The sequence below is a fragment of the Enterobacter genomosp. O genome (assembly GCF_001022965.1).
Classification (GTDB): Bacteria; Pseudomonadota; Gammaproteobacteria; order Enterobacterales; family Enterobacteriaceae; genus Enterobacter; species Enterobacter cloacae_L.
Genome location: NZ_LECZ01000027.1, coordinates 172,591 through 190,858 on the forward strand (window position 1 = coordinate 172,591; position 18,268 = coordinate 190,858).

The 18,268-nt window shown below is 52.4% G+C and carries 18 protein-coding genes and 2 pseudogenes; 14 read left to right on the plus strand and 6 right to left on the minus strand.

Going from position 1 to position 18,268, the window contains the following annotated elements; translation table 11 throughout:
- Positions 1-2: 2 nt before the first annotated feature.
- From tssE to ABR39_RS19730, 3 genes are all read left to right on the plus strand, one after another.
- Positions 3-446 (plus strand): type VI secretion system baseplate subunit TssE, encoded by a 444-nt coding sequence (gene tssE / locus ABR39_RS19720; protein ID WP_047349053.1) that lies wholly within the window; start codon positions 3-5, stop codon positions 444-446.
- A gap of 23 nt (positions 447-469) precedes the next feature.
- Positions 470-1,783 carry a VasL domain-containing protein gene (locus tag ABR39_RS19725; protein WP_047348318.1) on the plus strand — a complete coding sequence of 438 codons (1,314 nt, stop codon included), beginning with the start codon at positions 470-472 and terminating at the stop codon, positions 1,781-1,783.
- Between the two features lie 159 nt (positions 1,784-1,942).
- Positions 1,943-2,422, plus strand: a complete 480-nt coding sequence (locus ABR39_RS19730; protein ID WP_047348319.1) for a hypothetical protein — start codon at positions 1,943-1,945, stop codon at positions 2,420-2,422.
- A gap of 66 nt (positions 2,423-2,488) precedes the next feature.
- Here ABR39_RS19730 and ABR39_RS19735 read toward each other — a convergent pair whose 3' ends face one another.
- From ABR39_RS19735 to ABR39_RS19745, 4 genes are all read right to left on the minus strand, one after another.
- The gene (locus ABR39_RS19735; protein ID WP_047348320.1) at positions 2,489-3,052 is read right to left on the minus strand and encodes a DJ-1/PfpI family protein; all 564 of its coding nucleotides are present in this window, start codon (positions 3,050-3,052) and stop codon (positions 2,489-2,491) included.
- 216 nt (positions 3,053-3,268) lie between these two features.
- The gene (locus tag ABR39_RS26025; protein WP_048339062.1) at positions 3,269-3,409 is read right to left on the minus strand and encodes an Ecr family regulatory small membrane protein; all 141 of its coding nucleotides are present in this window, start codon (positions 3,407-3,409) and stop codon (positions 3,269-3,271) included.
- A gap of 73 nt (positions 3,410-3,482) precedes the next feature.
- The gene (locus ABR39_RS19740; RefSeq protein ID WP_047348321.1) at positions 3,483-4,715 is read right to left on the minus strand and encodes a sensor domain-containing diguanylate cyclase; all 1,233 of its coding nucleotides are present in this window, start codon (positions 4,713-4,715) and stop codon (positions 3,483-3,485) included.
- Between the two features lie 92 nt (positions 4,716-4,807).
- Complete coding sequence (locus tag ABR39_RS19745; RefSeq protein WP_047348322.1) at positions 4,808-6,937, minus strand: putative bifunctional diguanylate cyclase/phosphodiesterase; 2,130 nt, start codon at positions 6,935-6,937, stop codon at positions 4,808-4,810.
- A gap of 456 nt (positions 6,938-7,393) precedes the next feature.
- Between ABR39_RS19745 and ABR39_RS19750 the strand changes: the two genes are divergently transcribed.
- The 4 genes from ABR39_RS19750 (at position 7,394) to dbpA (ending at position 11,532) form a co-directional block, all read left to right on the plus strand.
- Positions 7,394-8,536 carry a methyl-accepting chemotaxis protein gene (locus tag ABR39_RS19750; protein WP_065365752.1) on the plus strand — a complete coding sequence of 381 codons (1,143 nt, stop codon included), beginning with the start codon at positions 7,394-7,396 and terminating at the stop codon, positions 8,534-8,536.
- Between the two features lie 155 nt (positions 8,537-8,691).
- Positions 8,692-9,675, plus strand: a complete 984-nt coding sequence (zntB, locus tag ABR39_RS19755) for a zinc transporter ZntB (RefSeq protein WP_047348324.1) — start codon at positions 8,692-8,694, stop codon at positions 9,673-9,675.
- A gap of 273 nt (positions 9,676-9,948) precedes the next feature.
- Positions 9,949-10,131, plus strand: coding sequence for a hypothetical protein (locus tag ABR39_RS26275; protein ID WP_072059265.1), 183 nt, complete (start codon positions 9,949-9,951; stop codon positions 10,129-10,131).
- A gap of 27 nt (positions 10,132-10,158) precedes the next feature.
- Entirely contained in the window at positions 10,159-11,532 is a 1,374-nt protein-coding gene (gene dbpA, locus ABR39_RS19760) for an ATP-dependent RNA helicase DbpA (RefSeq protein ID WP_047348325.1), read from the plus strand.
- A gap of 42 nt (positions 11,533-11,574) precedes the next feature.
- Here the strand turns inward: dbpA and ttcA are convergent, their stop codons facing one another.
- The gene (gene ttcA, locus ABR39_RS19765) at positions 11,575-12,510 is read right to left on the minus strand and encodes a tRNA 2-thiocytidine(32) synthetase TtcA (RefSeq protein WP_047348326.1); all 936 of its coding nucleotides are present in this window, start codon (positions 12,508-12,510) and stop codon (positions 11,575-11,577) included.
- 38 nt (positions 12,511-12,548) lie between these two features.
- A pseudogene (locus tag ABR39_RS25135) lies at positions 12,549-12,897 on the minus strand (tyrosine-type recombinase/integrase); the annotation flags it as partial.
- Between the two features lie 442 nt (positions 12,898-13,339).
- Between ABR39_RS25135 and ABR39_RS19775 the strand changes: the two are divergent.
- The 7 genes and pseudogenes from ABR39_RS19775 to ABR39_RS26280 all read left to right on the plus strand — a co-directional run bounded on the left by ABR39_RS19775 (position 13,340) and on the right by ABR39_RS26280 (position 17,995).
- Positions 13,340-14,862, plus strand: a pseudogene (locus ABR39_RS19775) (EAL domain-containing protein).
- Positions 14,863-14,957: 95 nt separating this feature from the next.
- On the plus strand, positions 14,958-15,302 hold the full coding sequence (locus ABR39_RS19780; protein WP_047348328.1) for a DUF1294 domain-containing protein: 345 nt from the start codon (positions 14,958-14,960) through the stop codon (positions 15,300-15,302).
- A gap of 122 nt (positions 15,303-15,424) precedes the next feature.
- Complete coding sequence (locus tag ABR39_RS19785; protein WP_047348329.1) at positions 15,425-15,874, plus strand: hypothetical protein; 450 nt, start codon at positions 15,425-15,427, stop codon at positions 15,872-15,874.
- A gap of 254 nt (positions 15,875-16,128) precedes the next feature.
- On the plus strand, positions 16,129-17,160 hold the full coding sequence (locus tag ABR39_RS19790; protein ID WP_047348330.1) for a methyltransferase: 1,032 nt from the start codon (positions 16,129-16,131) through the stop codon (positions 17,158-17,160).
- A gap of 65 nt (positions 17,161-17,225) precedes the next feature.
- On the plus strand, positions 17,226-17,423 hold the full coding sequence (locus ABR39_RS19795; protein WP_023616678.1) for a hypothetical protein: 198 nt from the start codon (positions 17,226-17,228) through the stop codon (positions 17,421-17,423).
- Between the two features lie 3 nt (positions 17,424-17,426).
- Positions 17,427-17,843, plus strand: coding sequence for a GFA family protein (locus ABR39_RS25140; RefSeq protein WP_072059266.1), 417 nt, complete (start codon positions 17,427-17,429; stop codon positions 17,841-17,843).
- A gap of 74 nt (positions 17,844-17,917) precedes the next feature.
- Positions 17,918-17,995: a hypothetical protein gene (locus ABR39_RS26280; protein ID WP_223239581.1), complete on the plus strand. Its 78-nt coding sequence runs from the start codon at positions 17,918-17,920 to the stop codon at positions 17,993-17,995.
- The last annotated feature ends 273 nt before the right edge of the window (positions 17,996-18,268 follow it).

The window sequence follows — 18,268 nt, forward strand, 5'->3', positions numbered from 1 at the left end:
TGATACCGCGTCCGTCCCTGTATGACACCCTTTACGGCAACTTCGCCGGCGGGCTTGATCTGCACAGCGTCAGCGAGGAGAACCAGCTGATTATGTCGGTGCTGGATAACATGCAGCGTATCCTCAACTGCAGCGCCGGTACGCTGGCCCACCTGCCGGACTACGGCCTGCCGGATATGACAAAAATTCTTCAGGGGATGCCCGGCACCGCGCACCAGCTGATTAACACCCTGTCGACCGTGCTGCTGAAATACGAGCCACGCCTGAGCAAAATCACGGTGGTGATGCTGGAGCAGATACAGCCCGGCGAGCTGCGCTACGCCATCGACGCGGAGCTGAAAGGCGTCGGGCTGGTGCGCTACGGCACCGAATTTATGCCCGAGGGCAGGGTGCTCATCCGCCACCTGAAACAGCAACAGTACCTTGATGCCCGTGCCGCTGTCTGATTTTCCCTTACACTGAAACCACCATGAACGCATATACAGAACGACACCTGAAAACCGGCGGCGACCCGCGCACGCTTGCGGATTACGTCGCCCTTCGCGATGAAATGAACAAGCTGACCCATCCGGCGCGCCCGGACGTCAACTGGCCGCAGGCCGAAAACCTCTGCCTCAGCCTGTTTGAGCACAACGGGGTGGAGCTGCAGACCGCCGCCTGGTACACGCTTGCCCGCACCCATCTGGCCGGTCTGTACGGCATGAACGAGGGGCTGGCGATACTGGAAGCGCTCCTCTCCAGCCAGTGGGGCAATGTCTGGCCGCAGCCTGTGCATGCCCGGATGGAAATCCTCCGCGCGCTCAGCAGGCGGTTACAACAGACGATGCGCACCCTGGCGCTGACGTCTGCCGACCTCAGCCAGCTGTACCAGGCGGAAGCACACCTGACGGCGCTGGGCGACGTCCTGCAGCGTCTGGAGTTAAGGCATGCCAGCCAGCTTGACGTCCTGCGCACTCAGGTGCACAACGCGGCGGTGCGGCTGGAAAACAGCGATGCTGCGGGCGTCAGCCTGCCCGGTGAAGCCCTTACCGCAGCCCGCCCCGGTGAAGAGTATGTGAAACGGGTGTATGTCGTGCAGCCGGAGCCACCGGCAACGTTACCGGCTGTGACAGAACACCCCGCCCGGCCCCTGAAGCCGTTTGCCGCCGGCATGCTGACGATGCTGGTTGCGGGCGGCGCTGCGGTAGGGGGATGGCAAGTGACGCACCGGCCGGACCCGGTGCAGATGCAGTTTGCCGCCACGCTTGCCCCGTTGCCCGCCGCACTGTCTGCAAAACAGTTACAGTCGCTGCGGCAGACGCTGCCGTCAGCGGAAACGGGGCTGAAACAGACGCAACAGCAGCTGGCGAGGATTACGCAGTCGTCACCGGACCGGGCAATCCGCTACGGCGACAGCCTGGTGCAGCAGGCGCTGACCCTGTGGCCGGAAGGGGCGAAACCGCTGGCACAACAGTGGCAGCAGCAGCTGGCCGCCGCCGCGCTCCCGCCCGAAAACCTCAGCGGCTGGCATCAGGGAATGACACAGCTGCAGCAACTGGCAAACCGGCTTAACGCGCTGGATGAGCAGCGGGGGAAGTACATGACGGTCAGCGAGCTGAAATCAGCAGTGTTTACCATGATGCAGTCATTTAACAGTGCCGTGCCGGCAGAGGAACAGCTGCGACAACTGTCAGAACTCCCACAGAACCAGCCGTGGCCTGCCGCGCAGCAGAGCCAGACAGAACAGCACCTGCAGCAGCTGACGGCCCGCTATGCCCTTCTGAAGCAAAAAACGGCGCAATAATCCGGATAAACTCAGGCGCGAGGAAGAAAAGGGCACAGGAGCCGTCAGTCGGTAAAGAAGGCGAGGGAGCGGCTGAGAAAAAGAAAGAGACTGGCCGGGCAGTGCCTGTCGCGATGAATCCGGCTTAACAGAATGTGAAAAGATAACAGGGACGACAACGTGTCAGCCAGAGAACGATTTTTCAGGAAAGTGCAGCAGAATATCACCCGTATCCCGTCCGGCCAGAAAACCGCTGAAGCCGAAATTCAGGTATTCCGGCAGCGGATGGATGACCTCGCGCAACAGGTCAGCCAGTGGCTTGCGGGGTCAGGGATTGAGGTCACCCTGTCGACGAAACATATCCACGACCTGAGCACGCCGGGCTACAGCCTGAACAGCGGCATCTGCCGTTATGACATCACCACTGTCCTGCTGCAGAACGGCGAGCGCAGCGTCAGCATCGTGCCGGAGCAGCTCTGCCGCGGTACGGAGACGGGATGTGTGACCATGCGAATTAATGTCTCCGGCGTTGCTCAGGTGTTTTACCTGAGCATGGCGCCGGAAAGCGGCTGGTTTATCCGCAGTGAACATCAGGGCGCGAAAGAGAATGTCATCATGACAGAAGAGCGTTTTTTCCAGGCGGTCGACAGGCTGGCCTAAGCACCCCTGTGGGGCTTCGGCGTGATATCGCGCCCGCTCAGGCTGCGCTGGCGGGAGCAGGTATTGCTATTCTAACAGCGCATTAAACTTCGCCAGCCACTGCGGATGCGCGGGCCAGGCGGGGGCGGTCACCAGGTTGCCGTCAACGTGGGCCTGATCGATGCCGATACTGGCATAGTGTCCGCCGCTGAGGCGAACTTCAGGGGCACAGGCAGGGTAGGCGCTACAGGTTCGTCCTTTCAGTATGCCAGCAGCAGCGAGCAGCTGTGGGCCGTGGCAAACCGCAGCAATCGGTTTACGTGCGGCGTCAAATGCCTGTACCAGCTTTAACACCTCCTCATTTAACCGCAGATATTCGGGCGCTCGTCCGCCGGGGATGAGCAGCGCGTCGTAGTCCTGCTCCTTAACAGTGGAAAAGTCGGCGTTGAGGGTAAAACGGTGGCCGGGTTTTTCGCTGTAGGTCTGGGCGCCGTCAAAGTCATGGATCGCCGTCATGATGTAGTCGCCCTTTGGTTTGTCTGGGCATACCGCATCGACCTGGTGGCCAACCATCTGTAACGCCTGAAAAGGGACCATGGTTTCGTAATCTTCGGCGTAATCGCCAACCAGCATCAGGATCTTCTTGCTCATCATTCCTCACCTTTATCAATAACGATGATTAAGATATAGCCTGGCGTGGCAGAATTGCGGAAATAAAAAAGCCCGTCAGAGAACGGGCAACATAAGCAAGTGAATAAGTGATTCGTTATCAACGTTGTTGGAGGATAACGCCGCGTATCTTACGCGGCTGTCAGGTATGCAGGTACCTGACAAATTCGGTAGGTGTAACAAGAAATTAAACGTGCGTTACAGTGCATCGAAGGTGGGGTAGAGGCTATTTTCAAGAAACTCGACGAGATACCAGATTTCACCGCTAAAGATAAACCAGAAGCCAAATATAATAAGGAATAAAATAATTATGGTGAGTATTATTTCTGTTTTTCCCATTGCAGAGTCACCCACCTGACGTCAATTTATTCGAGGTGGGCATTGTAGCGGGGCTTTTTCGGATACACCAGTTTCATGCAGCAAGGACTTTATTGCGTCCGTCATTTTTAGCACGATACAGCGCATCGTCGACGCGCTTAAACAGCTCATCAATACTCTCCCCCTGATTATGCCGCGCCACGCCAATGCTGACGGTAAACCGAGGCAAGCCCGGGATCGTGATACGGGCAACTGCCGCTCGGATCGACTCGGCAATCTGTAGCGCGGCGTCAAGAGAGGTATGCGGCAGCAGGATGACGAACTCTTCGCCACCCCAGCGGAACACCATGTCGTCTTTCCTGCTGCAGGCTTCAAGCGTTCGGGAGAGGGCGATAAGCACCTCATCGCCTTTCAGATGACCGAACAGATCGTTGATGTTCTTGAAATGATCGGTGTCCACCAGCAGCAGGCTAAACTGCTGTTGCGCAGGAAGTTGATTGAGGTTGCTTTGATCGGTAATGGTGTAGAACTGGCGACGATTGAGTAATCCGGTCATGGAGTCGCGTAAAGCAGCATGTTCCAGCTCCTGCTCCAGTCTTTTTTGCTCGGTGATATCGTGGATGATGCACAGCATCAGCTTGTCACCGTAGATCTCGATGGGCCCTGCATACGTCTGGACATGGCGCGTGGAGCCGTCGGCAAGACGATGAACAAAGTTGAGCGGCTTATGACCGCCGGGCAGCGCGGCAATTTCAGTCATTATGGGCATCACATCTCGCCCCAGGGTATTTATTTCCCAGGTATGTTTACTGCACATCCCCTCGTGTGAATAACCGTAAAAATTGAGCGCGGCCAGGTTGGCATCGACGATTTGGCCGTCGCGCGCAGGATCGATTAACAGCATCGGTGCGCTGTTGGTGAGAAAAAAACGCGCGTAAAACCCCTGTTTTTTGCGCTGATAGGTGGCGGAGCGGCTGGCCTTCAATCCTGAGACGATTTGCGGGAAGATCCCCTCAAAGACAATCACATCACCCCAGGGCGCGTAGTGGGCAAGCGAGAGACGACAGCTTAACGGCGCGTCGTGTCCATCCCGGCTGATTGTCCAGATTTCAATGATTTCCTGCTCCGTTTTCAGTTCAGGAACATACATTGAGATGAGGGTTTGTGCATTTGCGGAATAGGTCCCTTTGCGCAGCAGGCCGAGAGTTTTATCTCCCATGAGCTGCGTTGCGGTTATATTCGCAAAAATAATCTGTTCCGACACGGGTGAAATGAGCCACACGGGTGTTTTAATTACATTCAACGCATCAAAACAAGGTTGCGACATAGGCGTTTCCTGATCATCGGCACAATGTGCCTGACAGTCATGACAGAATGAACTCGCGCGTACTCCTTTGAAACATACTCTACTTAACCCCGTCAGGCATGATTTTTTTGTGAAATAAATGCGGGGTCCGTTTGAATTTTATTAATGGGTATAATTTGCTTATCTGAGTTTTTCTGCAGCAGCAGCCACGGCACCTGTTCGGCAGGTAATGGTCGTGAGAAAAGGTAACCCTGCAGGTAGTCACAGCCGAGACGGGTGAGCACCGCCTGCTGTTCTTCCGTTTCGATCCCTTCAGCCACCACATTCATCTCCATGGTTCGGGCAATACTCATAATGGTTTCGACCAGCTTGTAGCTTTTTTCATTTTCCAGCATCGACGTGACAAAGCTTCTGTCGATTTTGAGCTCTTTTGCCGGAAGCACGCTCAGCATCAGCAGGTTGGAATAGCCTGTGCCAAAATCATCAATCGAGACGACAATCCCCGCACGATTAAACGCATCCAGCAGCTCAATGCTGCGGTCGAGGTTTTTAAGCGCGGTGCTTTCCGTCACCTCGAGGATCAGCCTGGCGGGCGAAAGGCTATATTTCTCCAGCATCGACGAAACGATATGGAAGATGTCCGGCTGTTCGAACTGGACGGGGGATAAGTTGAGCGACAGCGTCCACTGGCTGAAACCTTGCTCAGTCCAGAAATGAAGCTGTCGGCACGCCGCTTCAATGGCCCAGTTCCCCACAGGAATGATTAAGCCTGTTTGTTCCAGCGAAGGGATAAACAGGTTAGGCAGTAAAACGCCTTGCTCAGGATGCCGCCAGCGCAGAAGGGCCTCAAAACCATGAATAGTCTTATCTTCCGCGTGCCAGGTTGGCTGGTACCACAGTTCAAACTGATCGCGCTCAAGCGCCTGCGAGAGCTCCTGTAGAAAACCGGGTTTAGCCGGGACCGCAGTTGACATCTCGGTTCTGTACACGGCCCAGCCGTTGCGGCCCTCTTCTTTGACGTAATGTAACGCTGCATCCGCCTTGAGTTTCAGCTCATGCAGCGTTTCGCCATCCTGAGGATAGAGGCTGACGCCGGCACTGATTGTTGTGCTCAGCGTGTGTCCGCAGAGCGAAAGCGGACGACGCATATCGTCGAGCAGCGAGGTCAGCAGGGCGTTGAGCTTGTCGTCGTCACATTCAGGCACCAGCAGGATAAAGGCGTCCCCGCCCAGCCTCGCCAGGGTCATCTCACGCGTGAGCCGGGCCGTGATGCGCTGCGCAACGGTGATTAACAACTCATCGCCGACGCTGTGCCCCCAGGTGTCGTTAACGCGCTTGAAGTGATCGACGTTCAAGAAAATGACGGCAAATGGCTTCTTGCTCAGCAGCGCGCTGCGCAGACAATCCTGCATGCGGATATCCATCTGGTGGCGGTTTGCGAGCCCGGTAAGCGCGTCAAAGCGCGCCTGTAGCTCAAGCTGGCGATTGAGCTGCCGCAGGTTGTCCGTCAGCCGGCCGGTGCGCCAGTGAGAATCGATAAGCGAAATAATTAACATCACGCCGAGCAGGCAGAGGGTGGTGACCGACACCCAGATGGATAACCCCAGCTCGCCAATACCGCCGGGGAGGGTATGCGACATTTCCTGAAACTGCGCAGCACTCATGCCGGTATAGTGCATCGCGCAAATGGCCGTGCCCATGACGAAGGCCGCGAGAAGGCGATCGATAAAGACCCCTTTGTGTTTATCCCGCAGACGGAAAGCCAGCCACAACGCCGCGCCGGAGGCAATAACGGCTATAACCACGGACAATGCCACAAGGCGTCGATCCCAGATGATGCTGCCGTCCAGCATCAGGGCAGCCATACCGGTGTAGTGCATAGAGACCACGCCAGCGCTCAGGATCGTGGTGGCAAGGATCAGTCGTAAAGAAGAGAGTTTTTTTCCCGTGACGGCAATATTAATGGCAGTGGTCGAGGCAACCACCGCGACGCCCAGAGAGGTAAGGGTTAACCAGAGGTCGTAGCTCATCATCATTGGCATTTGCATGGACAGCATGCCGATGAAATGCATCGACCAAATCCCGATGCCCAGCGTGATCCCTCCGGCAATGCGCCAGAACAGGGCAGCCTTGCGGCTGGAAAGCGGTATTTTTCCGGCGCTGTCCAGCGCTACAAAGGAGGCAATAAAAGCCACCAGATAAGAGATAGCGATCAACACAGGGTCCCACGATATATTGAGCATTATGCAATCCCACGCTTCAGAGGGTTACCGATTTCGCCTGCCAACACATCTTAATCTGGCAGCGAACATGCGCATTCAAACAATATGAGTTATTTATCGTGAAAAATGACCGGTCATATTAATACTCTACAGCTCATTAAGAATATAAAATATATTCTCGTTGTTAACGTATTAAGCATTGCTAAACAAAAAAGAATAACAGTAGCAAAGCGCCTTAAATATGAGGGCGATCGTATCGTCTCACCGCAGAGAATGGTATCGCTTCACATGGCCGGAGACCAGTATCGCAGCATGCCGGGAATAACATTTTTACTAATACGCTCTTTTTGTCTGACTTAAGCAAAATCTCAGGTTGCTAACGGCGAAACAAAAAAACAGCGTTGTTTGCGAGGAAAAACCGCTGAGCCAATGCTATAAGTCTAAATGCCGACCAAAATATAAAACGTGGATATCATCATGCTAAAAAATATTAGTGTCAGGACCTTTATTATCGGGTTCCTTTTATCTCTTTTTTTGGTAAATGCAGGTGTCGTTGTTCTATTTTCCAGCAATTCCTCTCTCTTTATTTCCCTTAACGTAATCAACTTCGTTGCGCTATTTTTGCTCTGGGTCTACATGACGAAGTATCTTGTGACGCCGATCAATACGGTGAAGAAAAGTATTGAAGAGGTGACCGCGGGCAACCTGGGAGTGTCTATTCCCGAGTTTGGCAACAACTGTGCGGGTCGACTCATCCCGGGGATCAATAGTCTTTCCGGCAACATCGCTACGCTGGTGCGCGAGATCAGGGCGTCATCGCAAACCGCGATGACCTTATCGGACCAACTCTCGCAACGTAGCGCGCAGCTTTCGGTTAAAACCGAGCAGCAGTCCGCATCTTTAGTGCAAACCGCAGCCAGCATGGAACAAATGGCGGCGAGCACCAAAAACAATGCCGATAACACCCGCCTGGCAAGCGAGCAGGCCAATGTTGCGACGCTGCAGGCGCGCAAGGGTGGGGAGCTGATGGGGCAGGTCGCCACCAATATGCAGTCCATTACTGAATGCGCACAGCAGATGACGGAGATTATTTCGCTGATCGACGGCATTGCATTCCAGACGAATATCCTGGCACTTAACGCGGCCGTTGAGGCGGCGAGGGCGGGAGATCATGGCAAGGGTTTTTCTGTGGTCGCGGAAGAGGTCAGAAACCTGGCGCACCGCAGCGCAGAGGCGGCGAAGAATATCAAAACGCTGATTGAAGTGACCAGCAATAACGTTACGCAGGGTGTTACCGTGGTGTCACAGGCGGAGAAGAATATGCATGAGATCGTGACGGGCTCCGGGAACGTCAGCCGGCTGATGGACGACATCTCCGCGTCGACGTCAGAGCAGGAGAAAGGCATTTCTCAGATCACGCTGGCGCTCTCGGAGCTGGAGCGGGTCACGCAAAGTAACGTAGCGATGGCAGAAGAGCTCAACGGTTCCTCTGATGTATTGCGTAATCAGGTGATTGAGCTGCAGGCCCGAACGCGTAATTTCAGGCTTGATCAGGGCTTTTCTTCCTCATCACCTGCCGGCTCGCCGTCCTTCCTTCATCGGCCAGAACACTCTCTCTGATTGAACCTCAAAGCCTGGCGTGCCGGGCTTTTTTTTCGCCTCTCGTCAGCATGTTCATTTCCTGAGCGATTTCAGGGCGATGGGAAACATAGTTGTTGCTTAAGCCCTGATGGAGGCTAGACTGACACCGAAAGAGCTAAAAAGGTGGAGGTGGTGTGGAAAGCATTAAAGGATCTGAACTTAATGTTCCTGACGCAGTTTTTGCGTGGGTGCTGGATGGTCGCGGCGGTGCACGACCGCTGGAAGACAATGATGTGATCGATAATGCGCATCCCTGCTGGCTACATCTGAACTACACCCACACGGACAGCGCTGACTGGCTGGCCTCGACCCCGCTCTTGCCTAATAACGTGCGCGATGCGCTGGCGGGTGAGAGCCTGCGTCCCCGCGTGAGCAGAATGGGTGACGGCACGCTGATCACCCTGCGATGCATTAACGGCAGCACGGATGAGCGTCCGGATCAGCTGGTTGCGATGCGTGTCTATATGGACGACGGGCTGATTGTCTCCACCCGGCAGCGTAAAGTCCTGGCGCTGGATGATATCGTGAACGATCTGAAAGAGGGCACCGGGCCAACCGACTGTGGCAGCTGGCTGGTGGACGTGTGCGACGCGCTTACCGATCACGCGAGTGAGTTTATCGAAGAGCTGCACGACAAAATCATCGACCTGGAAGATAACCTGCTCGATCAGCAGATCCCACCGCGCGGTTTTCTGGCCTTACTGCGTAAGCAGCTGATTGTGATGCGCCGCTATATGACACCGCAGCGCGACGTGTATGCGCGTCTGGCCAGCGAAAGGCTCGCCTGGATGAATGACGATCAGCGGCGCAGAATGCAGGATATCGCTGACAGGCTGGGCCGCGGGCTGGATGAAATTGATTCCTGTATTGCCAGGACGGCGGTGATGGCGGACGAAATCGCGCAGGTAATGCAGGAGTCGCTGGCGAGAAGGACCTACACGATGTCTCTGATGGCGATGGTATTTTTGCCGAGCACGTTTCTTACCGGGCTGTTTGGCGTGAACCTGGGCGGCATTCCAGGCGGTGCGTATCGCTACGGCTTTACCGCGTTTTGCGTCATGTTAGTTGTTTTGATTGGTGGTGTTGCATGGTGGTTGCATCGTAGTAAATGGCTGTAAATTTACGCTTTTTTCACCTTTTACAGAGATCAAAACGCTCTTTTAATTGAGCGAAGTCAATAAAACTCTACCCCGTAAGGTGCAATATTACTCCCGCAGGTGAATGCAACGTCAAGCGATGGGCGTTGCGCTCCATATTGTCTTACTTCCTTTTTTGAATTACTGCATAGCACAATTGATTCGTACGACGCCGACTTCATAGTCGGCTTTTTTTTGCCTCCTGATTCTCAGCGTCTACCCTAAAAGGGATGACAGCAAATTCTGGAGGGAATGATGAGCATTCTTAACGCTCTGCTACTGCCACAATGGCGTCAATCCGATCCCATCCCCACCGATCCGGTGCCGATGCCCGATCCCATCCCGCGTCCTCAGCCGATGCCCGACCCGCCGCCAGATGAAGAACCGATTAAATTGTCGCATCGGACCGCGAGATCTGCGAGGATACGCGCCATCTGACCGCAAAGATGACCACGAGAGACTACTGTGACCGCTTTTTCTACCCTGAATGTTCTGCCCGCCGCCCAACTCGATAACCTCAACGAGTTGGGTTACCTCACGATGACGCCCGTTCAGGCGGCCGCCTTGCCCGCTATCCTTGAAGGCCGTGACGTGCGCGTACAGGCGAAAACGGGCAGTGGGAAAACGGCGGCATTTGGCCTCGGCCTGTTGCAGCATATCGATGCGGCGCTCTTTCAGACCCAGTCTCTGGTGCTGTGCCCGACCCGCGAGCTGGCGGACCAGGTCGCGGGAGAACTGCGTCGCCTGGCGCGTTTCCTGCCAAACACCAAGATTTTAACCCTCTGCGGCGGACAGCCGTTCGGCGCGCAGCGTGATTCACTCCAGCATGCGCCGCATATTATTGTCGCGACGCCGGGCCGCCTGCTGGATCACCTGCAAAAAGGCACCGTCTCGCTGGATGCGTTACAAACGCTGGTGATGGATGAGGCAGATCGGATGCTGGATATGGGCTTCAGCGATGCGATTGACGAGGTGATCCGTTTCGCACCGGCCGATCGTCAGACGCTGCTGTTCTCTGCGACCTGGCCGGAAGCTATCGCCGCCATCAGCGGGCGCGTGCAGAAAAACCCGCTGACCATTGAAATCGACAGCGTAGATGCGCTGCCCGCAATCGAACAGCAGTTCTTTGAAACCTCGCAGCAGGGAAAAATTGCGCTCCTGCAGAAGTTGCTGAGCCAGCATCAGCCCGCGTCCTGCGTGGTGTTCTGTAACACGAAGAAAGACTGTCAGTCGGTTTGTGATGCCCTGAATGCCGCCGGACAGAGCGCATTGTCGCTGCATGGCGATCTGGAACAGCGCGATCGCGATCAGACGCTGGTCCGTTTCGCCAACGGCAGCGCCCGCGTTCTGGTTGCAACCGACGTTGCCGCGCGTGGCCTGGATATTAAATCGCTTGAACTGGTCGTGAACTATGAGCTGGCGTGGGATCCCGAAGTCCACGTCCACCGTATTGGCCGTACCGCGCGCGCGGGAAACAGCGGCCTGGCCATCAGCTTCTGCGCGCCGGAAGAGGCGCAGCGCGCCAACATTCTCTCTGAAATGCTGCAGATTAAGCTGAACTGGATGAATGCCCCTGCTGGCGTCAGCCTGGTGCCGCTGGAGGCCGAAATGGCGACGCTGTGTATCGATGGCGGTAAGAAAGCCAAGATGCGTCCTGGTGATGTATTAGGTGCGCTGACCGGGGATGTCGGTCTGGACGGGGCGGATATCGGTAAGATTGCGGTCCACCCGGCGCATGTCTATGTGGCGGTTCGCCAGAGTGTTGCCCACAAGGCATGGAAGCAGCTGCAAAACGGGAAAATTAAAGGTAAAACCTGCCGCGTACGTCTGCTGAAATAAAGAATGAAGCGTCTCAGAAGGTCCTTCTGAGACGCTAATCGCTTACTTCACTTCAAGCACGTTCAGACGCAACTCTTCAAACTGATTGTCATCTTCTTCCGGCTGCCAGCCTGCAGGCTGCATGGGGATATCTTCCCGGTCAAACGCCAGATCGCCGCCATCCACCACGTCTGAATCGTGGTTGATGCCTTTAAAGTCGAACAGCTCAACGTCCGCGAGATGTGAAGGAACAACGTTCTGCATCGCGCTGAACATGGTTTCGATACGACCCGGATAACGCTTATCCCAGTCGCGCAGCATGTCGCCAATCACCTGACGCTGCAGGTTCGGCTGAGAGCCGCAGAGGTTACATGGAATGATCGGGAACCCTTTAGCCTGAGAGAAACGCTCAATGTCTTTTTCGCGGCAGTAGGCCAGAGGGCGGATCACAATGTGTTTGCCGTCATCGCTCATCAGCTTAGGCGGCATGCCTTTCATCTTGCCGCCGTAGAACATGTTGAGGAACAGCGTTTGCAGGATATCGTCGCGATGGTGGCCCAGCGCAATTTTGGTCGCGCCCAGCTCCGTCGCGGTACGATACAAAATGCCGCGGCGCAGACGAGAGCAAAGAGAGCAGGTGGTTTTCCCTTCCGGAATTTTCTCTTTCACAATACCGTAGGTATTTTCTTCGACAATTTTGTACTCAACGCCCAGATTTTCGAGGTATTCCGGCAGAATGTGCTCCGGGAAGCCCGGCTGTTTCTGGTCAAGGTTGACCGCCACCAGGGAAAAATTCACCGGCGCGCTTTTCTGAAGATTACGCAGGATCTCCAGCATGGTGTAGCTGTCTTTACCCCCTGACAGGCAAACCATGATGCGGTCGCCTTCTTCAATCATGTTGAAGTCTGCAATGGCTTCGCCCACGTTACGGCGCAGTCGCTTTTGCAGTTTATTCAGGTTGTATTGCTCTTTTTTGTTAATCTCTTGATTCTGTTGCATTCAATGCTACCTTCGGAGCCAGTAGGGGCAAAAATTTATCAGCGTGCCGGCGTATCGTTAAGCATAGGCACCTGTTCGCCATTCATTTCTTCAATCCACGCACCGTAGACTTCATAAACCATTTGCGCGCTTTCATGCCCCATCTGGCTGGCTATGAAAGACGAGTTAGCGCCGGCAGATGACAGCCAGCAGGCAAAAGTATGCCGCGTATGGTACGGATTCCGGCGACGAATGCCAGCACGTTTTACAGCGGCGTTGAATCTGGAACCGATACTCGATAAAGCGTAGTCGGCTTTCCTCCCACTTTCGTGCACAGGCAGGCAGGAATACAAAGGGTTGCACGTATTGGTTGTGTAAATATATCCTTATGGGGTTATCTGTATGGTGAATCTCCCCATGCATTTTCTGTAACTTTTATCCCATTGGAAGGGGTTAACGTGTTCAAGCTTAATTTATCTCTCCTGGCGGTTTTGCTCCTGTCAGGCTGTAGCTCCGATCTGGTTCTCAACCCACCTAAGCAACCAGAATACAAGTCGATGCCTGAAATAACGCAGTCTGTGACGCCATCACAACAGCGCGCAATCATGGCTGGCGAGCGGCCTGACTGGTCAGAAAGAACGCCGACCAATACAATAAAACGATATTAATAAACACTTATCCTTCAGGGCTGCCGTTCGGCGGCCTTTTGTTTTCCTTCAGTCTGGTGTACGAGAAAATTTCTGACGCCTGGCGTGGTATTTCTTTCTTTATCAACCATGCTTAAGACGATGACAATTCAATCACTTCAGCATTATTGAAGCGGCAACTTCACTCTAATCGAGATTTCTAAATGCGCCACGCATCTATCCCCTTAGCTGCAGCCACGACAATTTTTATGCTGGGCGTTTTTATCATCAATTTACAGGTTTGGTATTCGGCACGTGTTGACAGTCTTGCAGGGGCACACTTTGTTGCAAAAACCTAAACGTCATGCTTAAAGAAGCCCATCATGCAACCCAGTTAGCGATGCAGCTTGCTGATAATGAGTGTGATACTGAAGGACAATATCAGCTAGGTACCGAAGCGGCATTACAGCCACACCTGAGAACCATCGTTATTCTGAAAAGATATGCGGTCTGGTGCTCTTCGTTGCCGGGTAATCGCGTATTGTTGGTCAACAGCTCTGCGCTACCGGAATCATCATTGTTGCTTGTCCCTTCAGGAAGTACGGTAAACGGCCTGCCGGTTCTCTTATACCAGACAAACTATGCCGGAAGCCGAATCATAGTAAGTATTAGCGACAGCCATATCCGGGATGCTCTGGACGTACCATTAAATGGCGTTAAGTACTCACTCAGAGTAGGCGATCGTATTTTAGGCCTGTCAGGCGATGTGGTAACGGGAGTCGATTCAAGCAAAAAAGTATTAACGGTTAAAGCCTCTGATTATCCTTTCGCGATTCAATTTAACTCTCCACCCCTTTTTAGCCTGACGAGATTATTTAACCGTGCCGGAGGCCTGTTGTTATTCCTGCTTATCATTTCTTCGCTCCCTGCGTATATTCTTCAGCGATATCTTTCCAGAGATATTTCGCCCGAAGAGTCGCTGCGCACCGCCATTTACAGAAATGACATTATTCCCTATTACCAACCCGTAGTGAGCGGTAAAGAGGGGTCGTTGCGCGGGGTAGAAGTGCTGGCCAGATGGAAGCATCCACAGTCAGGGTTTATCTCCCCCGCGTCGTTCATTCCTCTCGCTGAAAAATCCGGCTTAATCATTCCACTAACCCAGAGCTTAATGCGTCAGGTTGCAGCGCATATGAATTCCATCTCTACGTTGCTGCCAGAAGGGTTCCACGTCGGTATTAACTTCAGCGCGTCTCATATCGATGCCTCCACCTTTGTTGAAGAGTGTCTCCACTACAAGCGCAGTTTTATTCGACAGGATCTTAACCTCGTCATTGAGGTGACCGAGCGTGAACCCCTCCATATTGATGAACATCTCGTTAAAACGCTGAATGAGCTACATGAGATTGGTTTTGCTATTGCTCTGGATGATTTTGGAACAGGATATTCTGGTCTGTCCTACCTGCAGGCTTTGCACATTGATTACATCAAAATCGACCAAAGCTTTGTTGCCAGGGTTAATGCCAGTGAGGACTCAACCGTTATACTTGATTCGGTACTGGAACTGGCGAAAAAATTGTCAATCAGTATTGTGGCGGAAGGCGTTGAAACACAAGAGCAGCTTGATTATCTCACCCGAAACCACATCAAGTTTTTACAGGGTTTTTACTTCTACAAACCCACACCGTTTAAGGAACTGGTAAAAGTCCTTTTGTCGAAGCCAAAGATTAAGGTGAGGGTGGAATAACGTTTATTCATGTTTCAACGTTTCAGCCTGATACAGGCGTAAGATAGCGTATAATGCGTCTTCGAAAACCGCTTAACAGCTTTGTGGCCTGAACGATGACTCTCAATCGCTTTTGTTATGTACTCCTGATTTTCGCCGCCGTCAGTAGCCTTCTGACCCAGAATCCGTTGATCGTCTGGTTTCTGCTGATCAATATGCTGACGATGGGCATGTATGGCGCCGATAAAATGGCGGCGCGCAAAGGCCTGCGCAGGGTCCCGGAAGCCACGCTGCTGGTCTTCGGCGTTACAGGCGGCTGGCCTGGCGCCATTGTGGGTCAGCAACTCTTTCGCCATAAAACCCAAAAGCAGCCCTTCAAAACCTACTTTTTTATCAGCGTCGTCGTTAGCATCGCTGTGATGGCTGCAGTTTACGCTCTCTTGCCTGTTTCTCCTTTATGAAGACATCGCACATCGCTAATTAATCCGCCATCACTGCCAATAGTAGTAGGACTATTCTTAAGGGGTTGCTGTTTTTTGCACAATCTGAATAATACGTGCAACAACACGGACGACAACATCCCATGAAAATAGAATCTATTACACTGGCAGTGCTGGTGGTCTTTTCTGCGCCTTCCTGGTCCGCTTTTCAGGAGCGGGAATATAATACCTGGTATATGAAAAACGCCGTTCTTTATGATATGACGCAGACCTCGGAGGGTTTTCCTGTCATGGTAAGCGTCTCTCAGCCAGGGAGGAAATCCGCCAATTTGCTGGTGTCATATATTACGGAAGGCCGTTGTGGTGAGAATTACCTACCGCTTAATGTGAACGGTAAATTGCTGCCTGCCAAATATCACTGTGTTCAGGTTGGGCAAAACAGAATTGAACATTTTTCAGTGGTAGATGCGGCGAGCGTCAATGATATGGTGACGCATTTGAAATCAGATTTCACTCTTCTGCTGCAAAACGATATCAAGATTTGGGCCGCCAATATTAAAACGCCAAAATACGGAATGACGCCGCGATTCTAAATGTGGAATGTTTGTTTTGACAAGAATTTAAATGGCGTAGCAATCATGTGGAAATTAATAGTTTCAGAGCATGACTAATCAAATTGAGGAGTAAGTGGCCTCGGTTTTTTACGTATTTAATTAAACTGTATGCTAAACGGTACGATACAGCCTAAGTAAACCTTCCTGTAATTATGGATAAAGCTCACTACCAGACTTACGCTTGCTAGCGACTTTTCGTTGTTCAGCACATCTTTATTGGTAAGGAGCAGAAAATGTCACAACGTAATAGCCTGGATTTACTGAGTCGTAAAGAAGGAATGTGTTTGTTAGAGCAAAGCATGGGGTTTGTCTGGCAGGCAGCACTTCGGGCTGTCGCGGTAATAGGCGTTGCAGATCTTCTGGTTGAAGGAAAAAAATCCGTTAAGCAGCTGGCGAAGGAGCTCAATGTCGACAGCGACTATCTTCATCGAATCATGCGCTTATTATCCTCGCGAGGTGTGTTCAACGAATTATCCGAAACGGAATACGGTCTTAGCCATTCAGCGCAATTCCTGCGTTCCGATCATGAATTTTCCTTACGTGCAGCGGTGATCATGCTGACAGACCAAACGTTCTGGCAGCCAGCGGCTAAAATGGATGAGTTATTGCAGGGCAAAACTGTTTTTAATGAGTTGTTTGGAAAGCCTTTTTACGAGTACTGGCAGCATGACGACAAAGTGACTGAAAGCAATATTTTTCATGCCGGTATGGCCTCTATGTCATCTGTGGAGAATGAAGTCATTGCAGATAGCTATTCGTTCCCTCAAAACGCTGTCGTTGCCGATATCGCCGGTGGCCTGGGTAATTTATTGCTGGCAGTTTTACGTCGAAACCCGACCATAACAGGGATCCTGTTTGATCAAAAAGACGTACTGGCGCGGAATCGACTGTCATTATTGAATGATAATCGTCGATGGAAGACTGTAGAGGGCAGCTTTTTTGAATCTTGTCCTGCAGCGGACATTTATCTACTTAAATATATTTTGATGGACTGGCCTGATGAGAAAGCAATTCAGATACTTCAATGCTGCAGAAATGCAATGAAAGAAAACGCCCGTTTATTAATTTTTGAACCGCTTATCAAGAAAGACAATAATGAGCAGGGAAGATTTGAAATTGACCTTCTTCTGTTAACAAGCTTTGATGGCGGGCGGGCTAGAACAGAGCTTGAGTATCAGATCTTGTTTGAACAGACCAATCTTAAGCTAAATAAAATAATACATACCCGTTCGTATCTGTCGATTTTAGAGGTCGTACCTGTCTAAACGTGTCCGTCATTTCGTTTTAGCGTATTCCTGCTACGCTTGTTTATTGTACCAGGAGCATGAATATGATGAACAAAGATGAACAGACAGGATTAGTGGGGCTGGCGATTGGGGCGGCCGTTATTGGGCTGGTTTCAGCGCAGAAACCGATCCATCGCAACAGTATTGTCGATGAACTGGTCAGGCTAGGCAGGCAAAAAGGCGATGGTGTAGAAGACGAGGTTTTCGTTAAAGCTGCCGAGCTGGTGAGGAAAGGGGTATAACCAATGGCCGAAAGACGAAATGCGAAGTGCCATTGCGGTGCGGTTACGTTCACCGTTGAGCTCACGGATGGCCTGAACACCGCTCGGCGCTGCAGCTGTTCCTTTTGCCGAATGCGGGGGGCGGTTGTCGTCTCTGCGCCGCTGTCGGGGATTACGGTGACCAAAGGTGAGGATAAACTCACGGAGTACCGTTTTAACACGGGAACGGCTCGACACTTTTTCTGCTCGGTGTGCGGAATTTATACGTTCCATCAGCGGCGTTCTAATCCGAATGAATACGGCGTTAATGTCGCCTGTTTTGAAAACGTATCACCTTTTGATTTCCCTGAGGTAACGGTAATGGACGGCGTTAATCATCCAACTGATGGGAGGAGTGGGGTGTTTGGCTATCTCTCCTTCCGTGAAAAAGGGGCGAGTTAAGCCTGATTGCCGCCTGGCCACTTTTCAAACAGCCTGGCTATAGTGGAGAGTGGTTAACTGAAACAGGAGAAATTATGCTCTGTGTTGAAAAAGACGACCCGCGTGAGGCACCTGAATCAGGGGACAAAAAGCCTCAACCTGTGAAAAAATAACGTTACGTATGCGTTTATCCGCCACCGGCACTGCTGGTGGCTTTTTATTTCACAGGAACAAGGTTAACTGCCATCCAGATGGTTTAACAGAGCGCCAAGATGCCCGACAATATCTGCAAAATCAAAAATTAACGCCATCCAGATTAGCGCTAAAAGGGTAAGTACGGCAACGGATACACGACCAAACAACGCTGTTATCCTTAGTGATGAAAAGGCTATCACCGCAGTTTAAACAGCTTTCTCTCAACTTACCCTCAACCACACGACTCCAGT

What these genes read in the sequence shown, in the direction of transcription:
- ABR39_RS19725 (WP_047348318.1), top strand. Translation starts at nt 470, where the DNA reads ATGAACGCATATACAGAACGACACCTGAAAACCGGCGGCGACCCGCGC.
- ABR39_RS19735 (WP_047348320.1), bottom strand. Translation starts at nt 3,052, where the DNA reads ATGAGCAAGAAGATCCTGATGCTGGTTGGCGATTACGCCGAAGATTAC.
- ABR39_RS26025 (WP_048339062.1), bottom strand. Translation starts at nt 3,409, where the DNA reads ATGGGAAAAACAGAAATAATACTCACCATAATTATTTTATTCCTTATT.
- ABR39_RS19740 (WP_047348321.1), bottom strand. Translation starts at nt 4,715, where the DNA reads ATGTCGCAACCTTGTTTTGATGCGTTGAATGTAATTAAAACACCCGTG.
- ABR39_RS19745 (WP_047348322.1), bottom strand. Translation starts at nt 6,937, where the DNA reads ATGCTCAATATATCGTGGGACCCTGTGTTGATCGCTATCTCTTATCTG.
- ABR39_RS19750 (WP_065365752.1), top strand. Translation starts at nt 7,394, where the DNA reads ATGCTAAAAAATATTAGTGTCAGGACCTTTATTATCGGGTTCCTTTTA.
- ABR39_RS26275 (WP_072059265.1), top strand. Translation starts at nt 9,949, where the DNA reads ATGAGCATTCTTAACGCTCTGCTACTGCCACAATGGCGTCAATCCGAT.
- ttcA (WP_047348326.1), bottom strand. Translation starts at nt 12,510, where the DNA reads ATGCAACAGAATCAAGAGATTAACAAAAAAGAGCAATACAACCTGAAT.
- ABR39_RS19780 (WP_047348328.1), top strand. Translation starts at nt 14,958, where the DNA reads ATGACTCTCAATCGCTTTTGTTATGTACTCCTGATTTTCGCCGCCGTC.
- ABR39_RS19785 (WP_047348329.1), top strand. Translation starts at nt 15,425, where the DNA reads ATGAAAATAGAATCTATTACACTGGCAGTGCTGGTGGTCTTTTCTGCG.
- ABR39_RS19790 (WP_047348330.1), top strand. Translation starts at nt 16,129, where the DNA reads ATGTCACAACGTAATAGCCTGGATTTACTGAGTCGTAAAGAAGGAATG.
- ABR39_RS19795 (WP_023616678.1), top strand. Translation starts at nt 17,226, where the DNA reads ATGATGAACAAAGATGAACAGACAGGATTAGTGGGGCTGGCGATTGGG.
- ABR39_RS25140 (WP_072059266.1), top strand. Translation starts at nt 17,427, where the DNA reads ATGGCCGAAAGACGAAATGCGAAGTGCCATTGCGGTGCGGTTACGTTC.
- ABR39_RS26280 (WP_223239581.1), top strand. Translation starts at nt 17,918, where the DNA reads ATGCTCTGTGTTGAAAAAGACGACCCGCGTGAGGCACCTGAATCAGGG.